This window comes from Pseudomonas kilonensis, assembly GCF_001269885.1.
GTDB lineage: Bacteria > Pseudomonadota > Gammaproteobacteria > Pseudomonadales > Pseudomonadaceae > Aquipseudomonas > Aquipseudomonas kilonensis.
This window is the reverse complement of record NZ_LHVH01000017.1, coordinates 848,792-864,032: the sequence shown is the minus strand read 5'-3', so window position 1 is coordinate 864,032 and position 15,241 is coordinate 848,792. Positions and strand designations below refer to the sequence as shown.

The window sequence follows — 15,241 nt, the reverse complement described above, 5'->3', positions numbered from 1 at the left end:
CACAGCTGAAAAGGAAAACGGCTCATGAGCATTGAGGCATTTGGCTACAAACAGGAATTGAAACGCGGCCTGTCGCTGACAGACCTGGTGGTATACGGGATGATTTTCATGATCCCCATCGCCCCGTTCGGCGTGTATGGCTACGTCAACGCCGAGGCACCGGGGATGGTGCCGCTGGCGTACATCATCGGCATGGTGGCGATGCTGTTTACTGCCTTGAGCTACGGCAGCATGGCCCGGGCCTTTCCGGTGGCAGGTTCGGTCTATTCCTACGCGCAACGGGGCCTTAACCCACACGTCGGCTTCATTGCCGGCTGGCTGATGCTGCTGGACTACCTGCTGATCCCGCCGCTGCTCTATGTCTACGCCGCCATGGCGCTGAACCATTTGTACCCGGACATCCCCAAGGTCGGTTTCATCCTGGCCTTCCTGGTGAGCGCGACCTTCGTCAACCTGCGGGGCATCACCTTCACCGCGCGGATGAACATCATTTTTCTGCTGGCGCAGCTGGTGGTGCTGGGGATTTTCCTGTTCTACGCCTGGAATGCCCTGCAGGGCGGGGCCGGTAACGGCCAACTGACCCTGGCGCCGCTGTACAGCCCGGAACACTTCAACTTCGCCCTGCTGATGCAAGCCGTGTCCATCGCGGTACTGTCGTTCCTGGGCTTCGACGCCATTTCCACGCTGGCTGAAGAGATCAAGGGCGACCCGGGTCGCAGCGTCGGTAAGGCAGCCCTGGTGACCTTGCTGGTGATGGGGGCGATCTTCGTGGTGCAGACCTGGATCGCCACGGACCTGGCCGCTGGCATGGGTTTCAAGTCCGCCGACACCGCATTCTATGAAATCGCCGAATTGGCAGCCGGCAGTTGGCTGGCCACCTTGACCGCGGTTGCCACGGCCCTGGCCTGGGGCGTGGCCGTGGCGATCACTTCGCAGGCGGCGGTGTCGCGCCTGTTGTTCGGCATGGCCCGGGACGGCCAGTTGCCCAAGGTGCTGGCCAAGGTCCATCCGAAACACAACACCCCGTATTTGAGCATCTACCTGGTAGCGGTGCTGTCGCTGTTGATCTGCTACCTGTTCATCGACGCCGTGGACACCCTCACCTCCCTGGTCAATTTCGGCGCCCTGAGCGGCTTCATGTTGCTGCACATCACCGTCATCAACCATTACTGGCGCCGCCAGCAGTCCGGCCAACTGATTCGCCACTTGATTTGCCCACTGGTCGGCTTCGTGATCGTCGCGGCCATCATGTACAACATGGGTGTGGCTGCGCAGAAGCTCGGCCTGATCTGGATCGCCGCGGGCGTGGTCTACCTGTGTGTGCTCAACAAATTCGGCAACCCCAGCGCCGTGCCCGATCCGGCCGGCCAGTGAGGGTCGGCAGTCGAATGATTCGGCCAACCGTGGTTACAACGCGTGGACATCGACAGTGATCGTCAAGCCCGGTGCTGGTCACCGGGCTCTCTGGAACAGGAGTGCAATCCATGCTGGCCTTACGTCCAGTTCAATTAACCGATCTGCCGCAACTGCAACAACTGGCCCGTGACAGCCTGGTGGGTGTCACGTCGCTGCCGGACGATACCGCGCGCCTGGAGGAAAAGATCCTCGACTCGTGCGCCTCGTTCGAGGCCGATGTGCAGGGTCCTGGCGCGGAGAATTATTTCTTTGTCCTGGAGGACCTGGCATCCGGGCGCCTGGTCGGTTGTTCGGAAATTCTCTCCAGCACCGGTTACAACGAACCGTTCTACAGCCTGCGCAATCGGCCGTTTTCCAGCGAGTCCCGGGAGCTGAATATCCAGCATGGCGTGCCCGCGCTGTCACTGTGCCAGGACCTCAACGGCCAGACGCTGCTGCGTGGCTTCCACATCGACGCCGAGCGGGTGCGCACACCGGCATCGGAGCTGCTATCCCGGGCCCGGCTGATGTTCATCGCCGCCCATCCCCAGCGCTTTGCCGAATCGGTCATCACCGAAATCGTCGGGTTCAGCAGCGAGGACGGTCAGTCGCCCTTCTGGGACGCCATCGGCCAGCACTTCTTCGACCTGCCCTACGTCGAAGCCGAACGGTTGTGCGGCTTGCAGAGCCGGACCTTTCTCGCCGAGCTGATGCCGCAATACCCGATCTACGTACCCATGCTGCCGCCAGCGGCCCAGGCCTGCATCGGCCGGGTGCATCCCGACGGCCAGGAAGCCTTCGACATCCTGGCGCGCGAGGGTTTCGAGACCAACAGCTACGTCGATATCTTCGACGGAGGGCCGACCTTGCATGCCCGTATCGCCAACATCCGTACCATCACGCAAAGTCGGAGCGCCACGGCCCGGCAAAGCCTGCAGATCGATGCCAGAGGCCGTTACCTGGTGAGTAACGACCGTCTTGGAAACTACCGGGCCATCGTCGCCGAGCTGGACGTCAACGCCGAGGGCCCCGTGGCTCTGTCGCCCGACATGCTCGCAGCCCTGGGCGTCATGGATGGCGAGCGGATCCGGGTGGTTGCCCTATGAACCTCACTCGATCCCATGGCACGCATCAGCGCTTGGACCGACACAATGAAGGAGCTGCAGCATGATTGTCCGTCCGGTCGCCATTACCGATCTGCCCGCATTGCTGGACCTGGCCCGTTGCGCAGGCCCCGGCTTCACCAGCCTGCCGGCCAACGAAGAGCGCCTGGCCCATCGTATTCGCTGGGCCCAACGGACCTTTGCCGGACAAGTCGAACGTGCCGACGCCGATTACCTGTTCGTGCTCGAAGACGATGATCGGCAGGTAGTGGGCATCAGCGCCCTGACCGGCGCGGTCGGGCTGCGCGAGCCCTGGTACAACTATCGGGTCGGGCTGACGGTCAGCTCGGCGCCGGAGTTGGGGATCCAGCGGCAGATCCCGACGCTGTTCCTCAACAACGAGATGTCCGGACAATCGGAAATCTGCTCGTTGTTCCTGCACCCCGAGCAACGTCGCGGTCATAACGGCCGCCTGCTGTCCCTGGCGCGCCTGCTGTTCGTGGCCGAATTTCCCCAGCTGTTCGGCGAAAAAATGATCGCCGAACTGCGGGGCCATGCCGACGAACAGGGCTGTTCGCCGTTCTGGGATAGCCTGGGACGGCATTTTTTCAAGAAAGACTTCAGCTACGCCGATCAGTTGTCCGGCATGGGCAACAAGTCGTTCATCGCCGAACTGATGCCACGCCAGCCGCTGTACACCTGCCTGCTCACCGAACAGGCCCAGGCGGTGATCGGCAAGGCTCACCCGAACACCGAGCCGGCCATGAAAATCCTCAGCGCCGAAGGTTTCAGCCATAAGGGCTACATCGACATCTTTGACGGCGGCCCCGTGATCGAGGCGCCAGTGTCGAAGATCCGCACGGTACGCGACAGCCAGACGCTGACCCTGATCATTGGCACCCCGGACGAACAGGCACCGGTCTGGCTGATTCACAATCGGCGCAGGGAAAACTGCCGCGTCACCAGCGCTCGCGCGCACCAGCATGGCCACAAGCTGCTCGTCGATCGCCTCACCGCCAAACGCCTGCAAGTGCAACCGGGTGATACGGTGCGCGCCGTGGCATTGCTCAAGCAGGCCCGGCAGGCTGTGGCGGCGTAACTCCCCGACTTCCCGTCCTGGCACTTTCTTCCCCTCGCGCAATGTGAGGATGAAGTGTTTCAAGCAGATAAAACACAACTTTTCTTACGCGCCATAAAGGCGCCGTGATCGTCGACCAGCAATACTTATCGACAATTGCAACGTTGCTCTCCCACCTACCCAACACCATACTTTCCAACACCGAGCCACTGCAACGAAAACGATCATGATAAAAACTTTAATTACCAAGAAGTTTTCGCCCGCCTATATAGCGGAAAAAATTAAAACATTGGACATGACGTCAGAAACAAAACAATTGATTTGCCAGTTAATCGACAAACCAGAGTTCTCCAGGAAATCCTTCCGGAGGGCGACAATCATGAACATCACCAATGCGCATACCGGAACCCTGATGCTGCATCAGACGAACATAGGCAATATCTGTATCAAATCCGCCACATTTGACTCTCGCTCGTCAGCGCTGTACTCGGTACCTGGCCAAAGCATTTTATTTACGCTTGATCGACCCTTCGAAATCCAGCGATATACTGTCAATGAGCATCGTGTCGAAAAAGCAGACAGGGTTATTATCGACAAGAGAAATCCGTTCGTCATTGACGGCCGAGACACTTTATTCGATCACATACAAACCTGCCGTCAGCCGGCCAAGCTGACAGGTCGAATCAATCTGCCTGACAGAGCTGCGGACATCAGCGTATTTGATCGTATTACCCTGCGCAAAATAGCCTGGTTGCCCCACGACGAAAGCGCTGCCCGCTATTTGACCAGCCTCGAGCTGCTCGAAACAATCCAAGACCCCAACAGTGTCAAAGTCGCCGAGGAACTGGTCTATCACTATCACTGCGCCGTGGTGTGGAAGGCCTTCCAGATACTCTATCGGGCCGACCGCCACAAGGCGTTGACGTACGTTCCGCTGTTAAAAAAACACAAGAGTGCGCGCCTCGACCGTTTGCTTCATCCACTGGAGGCGGCGGCATGAAACTGGACACCTTCATAGAACGCATAAAAACATACGATCTACTGCGAGACAAAGCCGATGTCGTTGAAGACTTGCGCCAGCTGGCCTCGAATCGCTCTATTCTGAGCCAACATCTTCATGCCGTGATCCAGGCGGACGGATTCGCCATTCGCAACAGCCTTTACAACGCTTATGCGTTTGTATTGCACAGCAATGATGAGTTCACCCTCCGCCTGGGATTCTGGGCCCCGGTAGAAACCCATGACGAGAGCGAAACTTTCATTTACAACCTCAACCACAGTCATGATTTCGACATGTATGCGGTCGGTTATAGCGGAGATGGCTACACGACAATCATTCGTGAAATTCTTGATGAACTTCCGTTACAAATGGGCAAGGCGCCACGACTGGGCAAAGAGCGAAGCGTAAAACTGGCGCCAGGCGAAGTCATATTCATGCCCGCCTTGCGGGAAATTCATAGACAGATTGCGCCTCGGTCAATGTCCGCATCATTGAGCTTGCTTATTCATCCAGAGCGTTCAATCAGAGCCGATGAAGCCTGGTGTTTCGATAACAATTACACGCCGCTTTACCCTGGCATAGCTTCGCAAGAAACAGCGCTATTTACCGATACGCTGTCCTTGCTCAACCCCGGGCAACCATTGGCTGCCCTATAACCTCAGAGAACAAAAAAGGAAAACCTAATGAGTCAGAATATGGATAATTTGAATGATTGGGATAAAGCCCCTTTGCTGCGCGCAGGCATTCATGTAGTGGATACCGCGACAAAGCTAACGAGCGAAGCGCCGTGTCAGCTTCCCGAGTGGACATTACGCTTCAACGTCGGGAACATCCATGAGATCAAACAAATCCTGAGCATGCCTACCCAAGATTAATAATATGTAAGCCCCCTTCTGCCAGGCTGCAGACTTCCCGGTCTGCGGCCCTCTTTTGGTGCAATGAAAAGCATAGCCCATGCGCATTCGTCATCATCTTTATCGCCGCCACGTGATAGCCTTTGGATCTTTCGGCGTTGACACTTTTGCTCAAGCCTTTCCATTCCATTGGTGGAACTCATATGTCCAGGCTTTCCCATCAAGATTTGCGTCGTAACTTTCGCCAATTGCTGGCTTCCAACACCTGCTACCACACCGCCTCGGTGTTCGACCCGATGTCGGCGCGCATTGCCGCCGACCTGGGTTTCGAAGTAGGCATCCTGGGAGGTTCGGTGGCGTCTTTGCAAGTATTGGGCGCGCCGGACTTCGCCCTGATCACCCTCAGCGAATTTGCCGAACAGGCCACCCGCATCGGCCGCGTGGCCCAACTGCCGGTGATCGCCGACGCCGACCACGGCTACGGCAATGCCCTGAACGTGATGCGCACCATCGTCGAACTGGAACGGGCCGGCATCGCGGCGCTGACCATCGAGGACACCTTGTTGCCGGCCCAGTTCGGGCGTAAATCCACCGACCTGATCGGCGTAGCCGAAGGTGTCGGCAAGATTCGTGCGGCGCTGGAGGCGCGAGTCGATCCGGAAATGGCGATCATCGCCCGGACCAACGCCGCGATTCTGCCGGTCCAGGAAATCATCAGCCGTACCCGACAATATGAGCGTGCCGGGGCGGACGGGATTTGCATGGTGGGCGTGCAAGACTTCGATCACCTGGAGAAGATCAGCGAAAACCTGACCGTGCCGCTGATGCTTGTCACTTATGGCAACCCGTTGCTGCGCGACGACAAGCGCCTGGCCGAATTGGGCGTACGCGTGACCATCGACGGCCACGGCGCCTATTTCGCCGCGATCAAGGCGACCTACGACAGCCTTCGCGAACAACGGCAGATCTTCACCCAGGCTTCGGACCTGAGCGCCACCGAACTGACACACACCTACACCCAGCCCGAGGACTACATCCGCTGGGCCGAGGAGTACATGAGCGTCAAGGAGTAAGCGGACTCGCCCCCACAGGATTAGCCTGTGGGAGCAAAGCTTGCTCGCGATGGCGGTGGCACCTCCCACATTGATGCAAGCTGACCCACCGCTATCGCGAGCAAGCTTTGCTCCCACAGAGGCCCTTGATGGGCCAGATCCTAGCCCTTGCTACGCAGCATTTCTTTGGGCACGTACTTGCCGATCTCGAACTTGCCGATGGCCGCGCGATGGACTTCATCCGGGCCGTCGGCCAGGCGCAGGGTGCGTTGCATGGCGTACATGTAGGCCAGCGGGAAATCGTTGGAAACCCCGGCACCACCGTGGATCTGGATCGCCCGATCAATGACCTTCAAGGCCACGTTTGGTGCGACGACCTTGATCTGGGCGATTTCACTCTTCGCCACTTTATTGCCAACCGTGTCCATCATGTACGCCGCCTTCAACGTCAGCAGGCGCGCCATGTCGATTTCCATCCGCGAGTCGGCAATCTTGTCGATGTTACCGCCCAGGCGCGCCAACGGCTGACCGAAGGCCGTGCGGCTGACGGCACGCTTGCACATCAATTCCAATGCCCGCTCGGCCATGCCGATGGAACGCATGCAGTGGTGAATCCGGCCCGGGCCGAGGCGACCCTGGGCAATTTCAAAGCCGCGTCCTTCACCCAACAAAACGTTTTCGTACGGCACCCGCACGTTATCGAACAGCACTTCGGCATGCCCGTGGGGCGCATCGTCGTAGCCGAACACCGGCAGCGGCCGGACGATCTTGACCCCAGGCGTGTCCACCGGCACCAGGATCATCGAATGCTGGGCATGGCGTGGCGCATCGGGGTTGCTCAGGCCCATGAAGATCAGGATCTTGCAGCGCGGATCGCAGGCCCCTGAGGTCCACCATTTCTTGCCGTTGATGACCCACTCATCGCCGTCACGCTCGGCACGGGCGGCCATGTTGGTGGCGTCCGAGGAGGCCACGTCCGGCTCGGTCATGGCAAAGGCCGAGCGGATCTCGCCGCGCAGCAGTGGCTCGAGCCAGCGTTGCTTTTGTTCTTCATTGGCATAGCGCACCAGCACTTCCATGTTGCCGGTGTCCGGCGCCGAGCAATTGAACGGCTCCGGCCCCAGCAACGAGCGCCCCATGATCTCTGCCAGCGGCGCGTATTCCAGGTTGGTCAGGCCGGCACCCAGTTCGGATTCAGGCAGAAACAGGTTCCACAGGCCTTCTGCCTTGGCCTTGGCCTTGAGCTCTTCCATGATGGCCGTGGGTTGCCAGCGGTCGCCTTCGGCCACTTGCCGTTCGAACACGGCTTCGGCCGGGTAGACGTAGGCATCCATGAACGCCGTGACGCGTTCACGCAGTTCCTGAACCTTGGGGGAATAGGCAAAATCCATGAGCAGCACCTTCTTGGCAGAGGTTGTTTTAGGTCATGAAATCGATGCTAGTTCAGCTACGAAAATTTACCTAACCTATTCTCGGCGTGTATTAACATTCATCACCGATATATGTTTCACTGATTCTCATCGCCACCCGGCACCTCACAACAAGCCCAAGAACAAGAGTGCAGCGCCATGAATCTGAGCAAGGTCGACCTCAACCTTTTCATTGTCTTCGATGCGATCTACACCGAAGCCAACCTGACCCGCGCCGGGCAGATCGTCGGCATCACTCAGCCGGCCGTGTCCAATGCCCTGGCGCGTCTGCGCGAGACCTTCAACGACCCGCTCTTCGTGCGCACCGCCCAGGGGATGGTGCCGACGCCCATGGCCCAGAACATCATCGGTCCGGTGCGCAACGCCCTGTCGCTGCTGCGGGTATCGGTGCAGGAAAGCCGGATCTTCAACCCGTTGCAGGCCGTCAAGACCTACCGCATCAGCATGACCGACCTCACCGAAGGCGTGATCCTGCCGCTGCTGTTCCAGCGCCTGCGTCGCCTGGCGCCGACCGTGGCGATCGAGAGCTTCCTCTCCAAGCGCCGTGAAACCACCAAGGAACTGGCCGCCGGCCGCCTCGACTTCGCCGTGGATGCACCGCTCAACACCGACCCGCAGGTGCGCCACGTCAAGTTGATGGAAGACCGCTACGTGTGCGCCATGCGCAAGGGCCATCCGTTGGCGGGCAAGGAAAAGATCAGCCTCGATGATTACCTGGCACAGACCCACGTGCATATTTCCAGCCGCCGCAACGGGCTGGGGTATGTCGACCTGGCCCTCGGCAAGATGGGTATCCAGCGCAAGATCGCCCTGCGCTCCCAGCATTACCTGATGGCCTCCCAGGTGCTGCAACAAACGGACATGGTCATGACCGTCCCCGAGCGCTTTGCCCGTCGTCACGATCTGCATGCCTTCCTGTTACCCGTCAACGATGTGCCGCCGGTGGAAACCCACCTCTACTGGCATGAAAGTACCGACCAGGACCCGGCCAACCGCTGGATGCGCGAGCAGATGATCGAGCTGTGCCAGCAGGTGACGGCCCATGAGAAGAAGCTCGATAAGGTGGTGTAAGGCTATAGACCGCGTCATCGTTCTTCGCGAGCAAGCCCGCTCCCACATTGGACCTGCGGTGCACGCAGCATTTCTGTACGACACAGAACCTGTGGGAGCGGGCTTGCTCGCGAAGAGGCCCGCACCGGCAACACACCTGCGATTGCTTGACGCGAACGTAAACCTGCCTTTAGCTTAGCGCCAGCCCCTTTCGTTTCGAGCGCTTCCATGAGCAGCCAGACCTACAGCATCTCCGACCTCGCCCGCGAGCTGGATATCACCACCCGGGCCATCCGTTTCTACGAAGAACAAGGCCTGTTGAGCCCGGAGCGACGGGGCCAGGAGCGCATTTACTCGCCGCGGGACAAGGTCAGCCTGAAGCTGATCCTGCGCGGCAAGCGCATTGGCTTTTCCCTGGCCGAATGCCGCGAGCTGATCGAACTCTACGACCCCTCCAGCGGCAATCAGAAACAGCTGCACAGCATGCTGGCGAAAATCACCGAGCGCCGGGAACAGCTCGAACAGCAATTGCTGGACATCGAACAGATGAAGCTGGAACTCGACACCGCAGAAGAACGCTGCATCCAGGCGCTGGAGCAGACGCTCAATGGCGAGGAAATCGTCCAGTAACACAACATGCCCCTTGTGGGAGCGAGCCTGCTCGCGATAGCGATGTAACTGACAACATCAATGTTGACTGACATACCGCTATCGTCGGATCGCCGCCCGGAGCAAGCTCGCTCCCACAGGGGGCAGCATCGTTCTCGATACTTTGGCAACTCACTACAGGTCAATCCCCATGTCCCTCCCCTCCTTTGTACGCCTGATCGAAGTCGGCCCCCGTGACGGGCTGCAGAATGAAGCACAGCCCATCAGCGTCGCCGACAAGGTGCGCCTGGTGGATGCCTTGAGCGCCGCCGGCCTGGGTTACATCGAAGTCGGCAGTTTCGTCTCGCCCAAGTGGGTGCCGCAAATGGCCGGTTCCGCCGAGGTGTTCGCGCAGATCCAACGCAAGCCCGGTGTGACCTATGGCGCCCTGGCGCCGAACCTGCGGGGTTTTGAAGACGCGCTAGCGGCGGGTGTAAAAGAAGTGGCGGTGTTCGCCGCCGCGTCCGAAGCGTTCTCCCAGCGCAATATCAACTGCTCCATCAAGGACAGCCTGGAGCGTTTCGCACCGATCATGGAGGCCGCAAAACAGCACGGCGTCAGTGTGCGCGGTTACGTGTCCTGCGTGCTGGGCTGCCCGTATGAAGGTGCGGTCAAGCCTGAACAGGTGGCTTGGGTCGCTCGGGAGCTGTATGCCATGGGCTGCTACGAAGTCTCCCTGGGCGACACCATCGGCACGGGCACCGCCGGTGCCACCCGCAGGATGTTCGAGGTGGTGGGCGCCGAGGTGCCTCGGGACAAGCTCGCCGGACACTTCCACGATACCTACGGCCAAGCCATGGCCAACGTATACGCCAGCCTGCTGGAAGGCATCGCGGTGTTCGACAGCTCCATCGCCGGCCTGGGCGGCTGCCCTTACGCCAAGGGCGCCAGCGGTAACGTTGCCACCGAAGACGTGCTGTACCTGCTCAACGGCTTGGGTATCGAAACCGGTGTCGACCTGGACGCCCTGATCGCCGCGGGCCGGCAGATCTGCGACGTCCTCGGCCGCCCTAGCGGTTCGCGTGTCGCCAAGGCCCGCAGCGCACAGTGAGGTGTTACCGCTGGCTTTGTAACAGCGGTGAAACGAGTAACACGGAAACAATTTGTCAGGTTTGGCGCGCCAGGTTTTTCAGCCATAAAATACAAGCTGTTGATTTATATAGAGTTTTAAAAGTTGGCACGCCACCTGCTATATCTCTTGCATAACAAGAATAAAAAAACGCAGCAAACCCAATAAAAACAAGACGAAACGACTCTGACATAACAAAAACAACACGGCAGAGACGCAGCTAACAGATTTTTTTGGAGAGGATGTGCTTTTCAGGGTGCTTTCAGGAGCAACCCGCAACCGGGCAGAGAACAATAAAACTACCTTCAGGTAGCTCCCGAATCGGTTGGATCGCAAGGCGAAAAAGCAGATCAGCGCTCAAAAAAATACGTTTGCTCTTGATCCCGGATGGGGATCGCCAAAAACAGCGGTAAAGGGCAACGGCTGCCAAAAACAACAACAGGCCGCCCCTCAATAATAAAAAAAGAGCACGCGACGACAAAATTAAAGGGGAGCTTCGGCTCCCCTTTGTGCTGTCTGGGGTTTGGGATTTTCTTGTGGGAGCGGGCTTGCTCGCGAAGGCGGCCTGAGAGGTGGCCTGAGAGGTGGCCTGGATTTTGTTGATCGAGTACATATCCGTTGCTGCGGTAACGGCGGCTTAGGGTTCCGCCCTGACGGCGGGTCACTTTCGAAAAGCGCGAAAGTAACCAAAGCGCTTCTGCCCCACCACTCGGCACCTCGCCTAGGCTCGGTGTGCCCTCACTCCGGCATTGCTCCGTGGGCCGCCGCGAAGGGCCATCCATGGCCCAGCGCGGCTACCTCGGCATCCATGCCGAGGTGCCCACTGCGCAATGCCTGCGTTCGGCCAGCGTGGTTTAACGGGGCGCCCCAGATCAAGATCTAAAGCAAGAGCAAGAGCAAGAGCAGGGCACATGCCGGCATCTATGTGGCTGAGCCACCGCTATCGCGAGCAAGCTCGCTCCCACACTGGATCTTCAGCAGACCCAAAGCCCATGTGCACCGCAAAACCTGTGGGAGCGAGCCTCCCACAGGATGAATGCGGTCACCCCGAACCAGGTCGGCTATCAGGCCGCCTCGCGGTGGACGTTGATCTCGGGCGCCCCGTTAACCACGATGGCCGAACGCAGGCATTGTGGAGTGGGCATCCCGGCATGGATGCCGGGATAGCCGCGCTGGGCCATGGATGGCCCTTCGCGGCGGGCCCACGGAGCAATGCCGGAGTGAGGGCACACCGAGCCTAAGCGAGGTGCCAAGTGGTGGGGCAAAAGCGCTTTGCTTACTTTCGCGCTCCGAAAGTGAGTCGCCGTAAGGGCGAAACCCTAAGCAGCCGTTACCGCAGCAACGGATATACCCCCTACGGCTGTTGGCCCTGTCGGGCTATTACCCTTGCAGCTTGAGCTCGAAAACGGCGGCACAGCCAACATTGATGTCGCCTGGCACACCGCCTTCGCGAGCAAGCCCGCTCCCACAGGAGATCTTGCTCAGCCTTCTCTATCGCGCAGTTCTTCGATGCTGATCTCGCGCATGCGGAATTTCTGGATCTTGCCGGTGACCGTCATGGGAAATTCTTCGACGAATTTGAAATGACGCGGTGTCTTGAAGTAGGCGATGCGCTCCTTGCACCAGGTTTGCAGTTCTTGTTCGGAGGCACTGTGGCCGGGATGAAACTTGATCCAGGCAACGATTTCCTCGCCATAGCGCGAACACGGGATGCCGATCACCTGCACGTCCGCCACCGCCGGGTGAGTGAAGAAAAACTCCTCCAGCTCACGCGGGTAAATATTCTCCCCGCCGCGGATGATCATGTCCTTGTTGCGCCCGACGATGCGCACGTAGCCCTGCTCGTCCATGGTCGCCAGGTCGCCGGTGTGCATCCAGCCCTCCGGGTCGATGGCATCGGTGCTGCCCTTGGGGTTGTTCCAGTAACCGAGCATCACGCTGTAGCCGCGGGTACACAACTCACCGATAGCACCCCGTGGGACGATATTGCCGGCCTCATCGATAATTTTGCTTTCCAGTTGCGGCTGGGTGCGGCCGACAGTGGTCACGCGCAGTTCCAGTTCGTCGGTAGGACCGGTCTGCAATGACACTGGGCTGGTTTCTGTCATGCCGTAGGCAATCTGCACTTCGGCCATGTGCATTTCATTGATGACCCGTCGCATCACTTCGATGGGGCATGTGGCCCCGGCCATGATGCCAGTGCGCAGGCTGGACACGTCGAAATCGCCCCGCTGCGGCTGGTCCAGCAGGGCGATGAACATGGTGGGCACGCCATACAGTGCCGTGGCTTTTTCCTCGGCCACGGCCTTTAGCGTCAGCAACGGGTCGAAGGCATCGTTGGGGTAGATCATGGTGCTGCCATGGGTCATGCAGCCCAGGTTACCCATGACCATGCCGAAGCAATGGTAGAGCGGCACCGGGATCACCAGCCGATCGTCAGCCGTCAGGCCCAGGCTTTCGCCGACCATGTAACCGTTATTGAGAATGTTGTGATGACTGAGGGTCGCGCCCTTGGGGAAGCCGGTGGTGCCGGAGGTGTACTGGATATTCACCGGTTGATCGGACTGCAGGCTGGATTGGCGTTCGGCCAGTTGTGCAGGCGTCACCGCCGCACCCAGGGCGGCGAGTTGCGACCAGGGCAGGAAACCTGCCGGCGGCTGGGAATCGAGGCTGATCACACCGCGTAAATCCGGCAAGCGTTCGCTCTGCAGGTGGCCAATCGATTGCTCCGCCAGCTCCGGTGCCAGCGTTTGCAACATGGCGTGATAATCCGAGGTCTTGAACGCACCGGCACACACCAGCCATTGGCATCCGGATTGTTTAAGCACGTATTCGAGCTCGGAGACGCGATAGGCCGGATTGATATTGACCAGAATGACGCCGATCTTCGCACTGGCGAACTGGCTGATGCACCACTGGGCGCAATTGGGCGCCCACACGCCAAGGCGATCACCGGTTTTCAAGCCTAGCGCCAGCAAGGCTCGGGCGTGAAGATCAACGGCCTCGGCCAGTTGTTGCCAGGTATAACGCAACGATTGATGACGAACCACCAACGCCTCGCCCTCCGGATAGCGCGTCACGGTCTGGTCGAAAACTTCGCCGATGGTTTGGGCCAGCAAGGCCTTGTCCTCGGAACCACGGGTGTAGCTGAGCTGCGAATGCGAACCGGGTTGATCCATGACGCCCCCTCTTGTCTTTATTAGTGGGTGTAGCGGTGGAATCTCATGCACAGATGCCTTTGGTAAAGCGATTCAAGCGCACTTACTCTGGCCCAAGTTGACGTTAACGTAAAGGCCGATTGACAGCCTCTCGTCGCAGGCTTACGTTAACGTAAAGGTGAGAGCGATTCCGCCACTCTCCGCACCCGATAAAAAAGCCAAAGGTGTTCCCATGAGCTACCCATCCCTGAACTTTGCCCTCGGCGAAACCATCGACATGTTGCGCGACCAGGTACAGGCCTTCGTCAAGGCCGAACTGGCGCCGCGAGCAGCGCAGATCGATATCGACAACCTGTTTCCCGCCGACATGTGGCGCAAGTTCGGCGACATGGGCCTGCTGGGCATCACCGTACCGGAAGAATACGGCGGCGCAGGCCTGGGCTACCTGGCCCACGTGGTGGCGATGGAAGAAATCAGCCGCGGTTCGGCCTCGGTCGCCCTCTCCTACGGTGCCCACTCCAACCTCTGCGTGAACCAGATCAACCGCAACGGCAATCACGAACAGAAAACCAAATACCTGCCCAAGCTGATCAGCGGCGAACACATCGGTGCCCTGGCGATGAGCGAGCCGAACGCCGGTTCCGACGTGGTCTCGATGAAACTGCGCGCCGACAAGCGTGGCGACAAGTACGTGCTCAATGGCAGCAAGACCTGGATCACCAACGGCCCCGATGCCAACACCTACGTGATCTACGCCAAGACCGACCTGGAAAAAGGCCCCCACGGCATCACCGCGTTCATCGTCGAGCGCGACTGGAAAGGCTTCAGCCGCAGCAACAAATTCGACAAGCTCGGCATGCGCGGCTCCAACACCTGCGAGCTGTTTTTCGATGACGTCGAAGTACCGGAAGAAAATATCCTCGGTGCCCTCAACGGTGGCGTGAAAGTGCTGATGAGCGGCCTCGACTACGAGCGCGTCGTGCTCTCTGGCGGCCCGACCGGGATCATGCAGGCCTGCATGGACCTGATCGTGCCCTACATCCACGACCGCAAGCAGTTCGGCCAGAGCATTGGCGAATTCCAGCTGATCCAGGGCAAGGTCGCCGACATGTACACCCAGCTCAACGCCAGCCGCGCCTACCTGTATGCCGTGGCCCAAGCCTGCGAGCGCGGCGAAACCACCCGCAAGGACGCCGCCGGGGTGATCCTCTACAGCGCCGAACGCGCCACGCAAATGGCCCTCGACGCGATCCAGATCCTCGGCGGCAATGGCTACATCAACGAATTCCCGGCCGGTCGTCTGCTGCGTGACGCCAAGCTGTACGAAATCGGTGCTGGCACCAGTGAGATTCGTCGGATGTTGATCGGCCGCGAACTGTTCAACGAAACCCGCTAACGGAGCTG

General features: G+C 59.4%; 14 protein-coding genes. 11 read left to right on the top strand and 3 right to left on the bottom strand.

Annotated features, from left to right (window positions below):
- Window positions 1-24 precede the first annotated feature (24 nt).
- The 7 genes from AD662_RS10425 to AD662_RS10395 all read left to right on the top strand — a co-directional run bounded on the left by AD662_RS10425 (window position 25) and on the right by AD662_RS10395 (window position 6,503).
- Complete coding sequence (locus tag AD662_RS10425) at window positions 25-1,374, top strand: APC family permease (protein ID WP_053187008.1); 1,350 nt, start codon at window positions 25-27, stop codon at window positions 1,372-1,374.
- A 110-nt stretch (window positions 1,375-1,484) separates the two neighbouring features.
- Window positions 1,485-2,501 (top strand): arginine N-succinyltransferase, encoded by a 1,017-nt coding sequence (locus AD662_RS10420; protein ID WP_018611509.1) that lies wholly within the window; start codon window positions 1,485-1,487, stop codon window positions 2,499-2,501.
- A gap of 61 nt (window positions 2,502-2,562) precedes the next feature.
- Window positions 2,563-3,597: an arginine N-succinyltransferase gene (gene astA / locus AD662_RS10415; RefSeq protein WP_018611511.1), complete on the top strand. Its 1,035-nt coding sequence runs from the start codon at window positions 2,563-2,565 to the stop codon at window positions 3,595-3,597.
- Window positions 3,598-3,802: 205 nt separating this feature from the next.
- A complete protein-coding gene (locus AD662_RS10410; RefSeq protein WP_074849625.1) occupies window positions 3,803-4,576 on the top strand; it encodes a hypothetical protein in 774 nt (257 codons plus the stop codon).
- Window positions 4,573-5,232: a hypothetical protein gene (locus AD662_RS10405; RefSeq protein WP_053187006.1), complete on the top strand. Its 660-nt coding sequence runs from the start codon at window positions 4,573-4,575 to the stop codon at window positions 5,230-5,232. Before AD662_RS10410 ends, AD662_RS10405 begins: the two co-directional genes overlap by 4 nt.
- A gap of 27 nt (window positions 5,233-5,259) precedes the next feature.
- A complete protein-coding gene (locus tag AD662_RS10400) occupies window positions 5,260-5,451 on the top strand; it encodes a hypothetical protein (protein WP_082308741.1) in 192 nt (63 codons plus the stop codon).
- Window positions 5,452-5,633: 182 nt separating this feature from the next.
- Window positions 5,634-6,503 carry an isocitrate lyase/PEP mutase family protein gene (locus AD662_RS10395; RefSeq protein ID WP_018611520.1) on the top strand — a complete coding sequence of 290 codons (870 nt, stop codon included), beginning with the start codon at window positions 5,634-5,636 and terminating at the stop codon, window positions 6,501-6,503.
- A 140-nt stretch (window positions 6,504-6,643) separates the two neighbouring features.
- Here the strand turns inward: AD662_RS10395 and AD662_RS10390 are convergent, their stop codons facing one another.
- Window positions 6,644-7,873, bottom strand: coding sequence for an acyl-CoA dehydrogenase (locus AD662_RS10390; protein WP_024618896.1), 1,230 nt, complete (start codon window positions 7,871-7,873; stop codon window positions 6,644-6,646).
- A 177-nt stretch (window positions 7,874-8,050) separates the two neighbouring features.
- On the opposite strand from AD662_RS10390, the gene AD662_RS10385 reads away from it, so the two are divergent.
- From AD662_RS10385 to AD662_RS10375, 3 genes are all read left to right on the top strand, one after another.
- Entirely contained in the window at window positions 8,051-8,983 is a 933-nt protein-coding gene (locus AD662_RS10385; RefSeq protein WP_018611524.1) for a LysR family transcriptional regulator, read from the top strand.
- 207 nt (window positions 8,984-9,190) lie between these two features.
- Entirely contained in the window at window positions 9,191-9,592 is a 402-nt protein-coding gene (locus AD662_RS10380; protein WP_024618895.1) for a MerR family transcriptional regulator, read from the top strand.
- A gap of 169 nt (window positions 9,593-9,761) precedes the next feature.
- The gene (locus AD662_RS10375; RefSeq protein ID WP_003199998.1) at window positions 9,762-10,661 is read left to right on the top strand and encodes a hydroxymethylglutaryl-CoA lyase; all 900 of its coding nucleotides are present in this window, start codon (window positions 9,762-9,764) and stop codon (window positions 10,659-10,661) included.
- A 1,082-nt stretch (window positions 10,662-11,743) separates the two neighbouring features.
- Here the strand turns inward: AD662_RS10375 and AD662_RS29270 are convergent.
- Window positions 11,744-11,932 (bottom strand): nucleoid-structuring protein H-NS, encoded by a 189-nt coding sequence (locus AD662_RS29270; protein WP_156331354.1) that lies wholly within the window; start codon window positions 11,930-11,932, stop codon window positions 11,744-11,746.
- A gap of 228 nt (window positions 11,933-12,160) precedes the next feature.
- Complete coding sequence (locus AD662_RS10370) at window positions 12,161-13,858, bottom strand: AMP-binding protein (RefSeq protein ID WP_053187003.1); 1,698 nt, start codon at window positions 13,856-13,858, stop codon at window positions 12,161-12,163.
- A gap of 211 nt (window positions 13,859-14,069) precedes the next feature.
- On the opposite strand from AD662_RS10370, the gene AD662_RS10365 reads away from it, so the two are divergent.
- Window positions 14,070-15,233 carry an isovaleryl-CoA dehydrogenase gene (locus tag AD662_RS10365; RefSeq protein ID WP_013692666.1) on the top strand — a complete coding sequence of 388 codons (1,164 nt, stop codon included), beginning with the start codon at window positions 14,070-14,072 and terminating at the stop codon, window positions 15,231-15,233.
- Window positions 15,234-15,241: the final 8 nt, after the last annotated feature.

Coding starts and splice junctions, on each gene's coding strand:
- astA (WP_018611511.1), top strand. CDS start 2,563: ATGATTGTCCGTCCGGTCGCCATTACCGATCTGCCCGCATTGCTGGAC.
- AD662_RS10425 (WP_053187008.1), top strand. CDS start 25: ATGAGCATTGAGGCATTTGGCTACAAACAGGAATTGAAACGCGGCCTG.
- AD662_RS10390 (WP_024618896.1), bottom strand. CDS start 7,873: ATGGATTTTGCCTATTCCCCCAAGGTTCAGGAACTGCGTGAACGCGTC.
- AD662_RS10365 (WP_013692666.1), top strand. CDS start 14,070: ATGAGCTACCCATCCCTGAACTTTGCCCTCGGCGAAACCATCGACATG.
- AD662_RS10375 (WP_003199998.1), top strand. CDS start 9,762: ATGTCCCTCCCCTCCTTTGTACGCCTGATCGAAGTCGGCCCCCGTGAC.
- AD662_RS10405 (WP_053187006.1), top strand. CDS start 4,573: ATGAAACTGGACACCTTCATAGAACGCATAAAAACATACGATCTACTG.
- AD662_RS10370 (WP_053187003.1), bottom strand. CDS start 13,858: ATGGATCAACCCGGTTCGCATTCGCAGCTCAGCTACACCCGTGGTTCC.
- AD662_RS10410 (WP_074849625.1), top strand. CDS start 3,803: ATGATAAAAACTTTAATTACCAAGAAGTTTTCGCCCGCCTATATAGCG.
- AD662_RS10395 (WP_018611520.1), top strand. CDS start 5,634: ATGTCCAGGCTTTCCCATCAAGATTTGCGTCGTAACTTTCGCCAATTG.
- AD662_RS10385 (WP_018611524.1), top strand. CDS start 8,051: ATGAATCTGAGCAAGGTCGACCTCAACCTTTTCATTGTCTTCGATGCG.
- AD662_RS10420 (WP_018611509.1), top strand. CDS start 1,485: ATGCTGGCCTTACGTCCAGTTCAATTAACCGATCTGCCGCAACTGCAA.
- AD662_RS10400 (WP_082308741.1), top strand. CDS start 5,260: ATGAGTCAGAATATGGATAATTTGAATGATTGGGATAAAGCCCCTTTG.
- AD662_RS10380 (WP_024618895.1), top strand. CDS start 9,191: ATGAGCAGCCAGACCTACAGCATCTCCGACCTCGCCCGCGAGCTGGAT.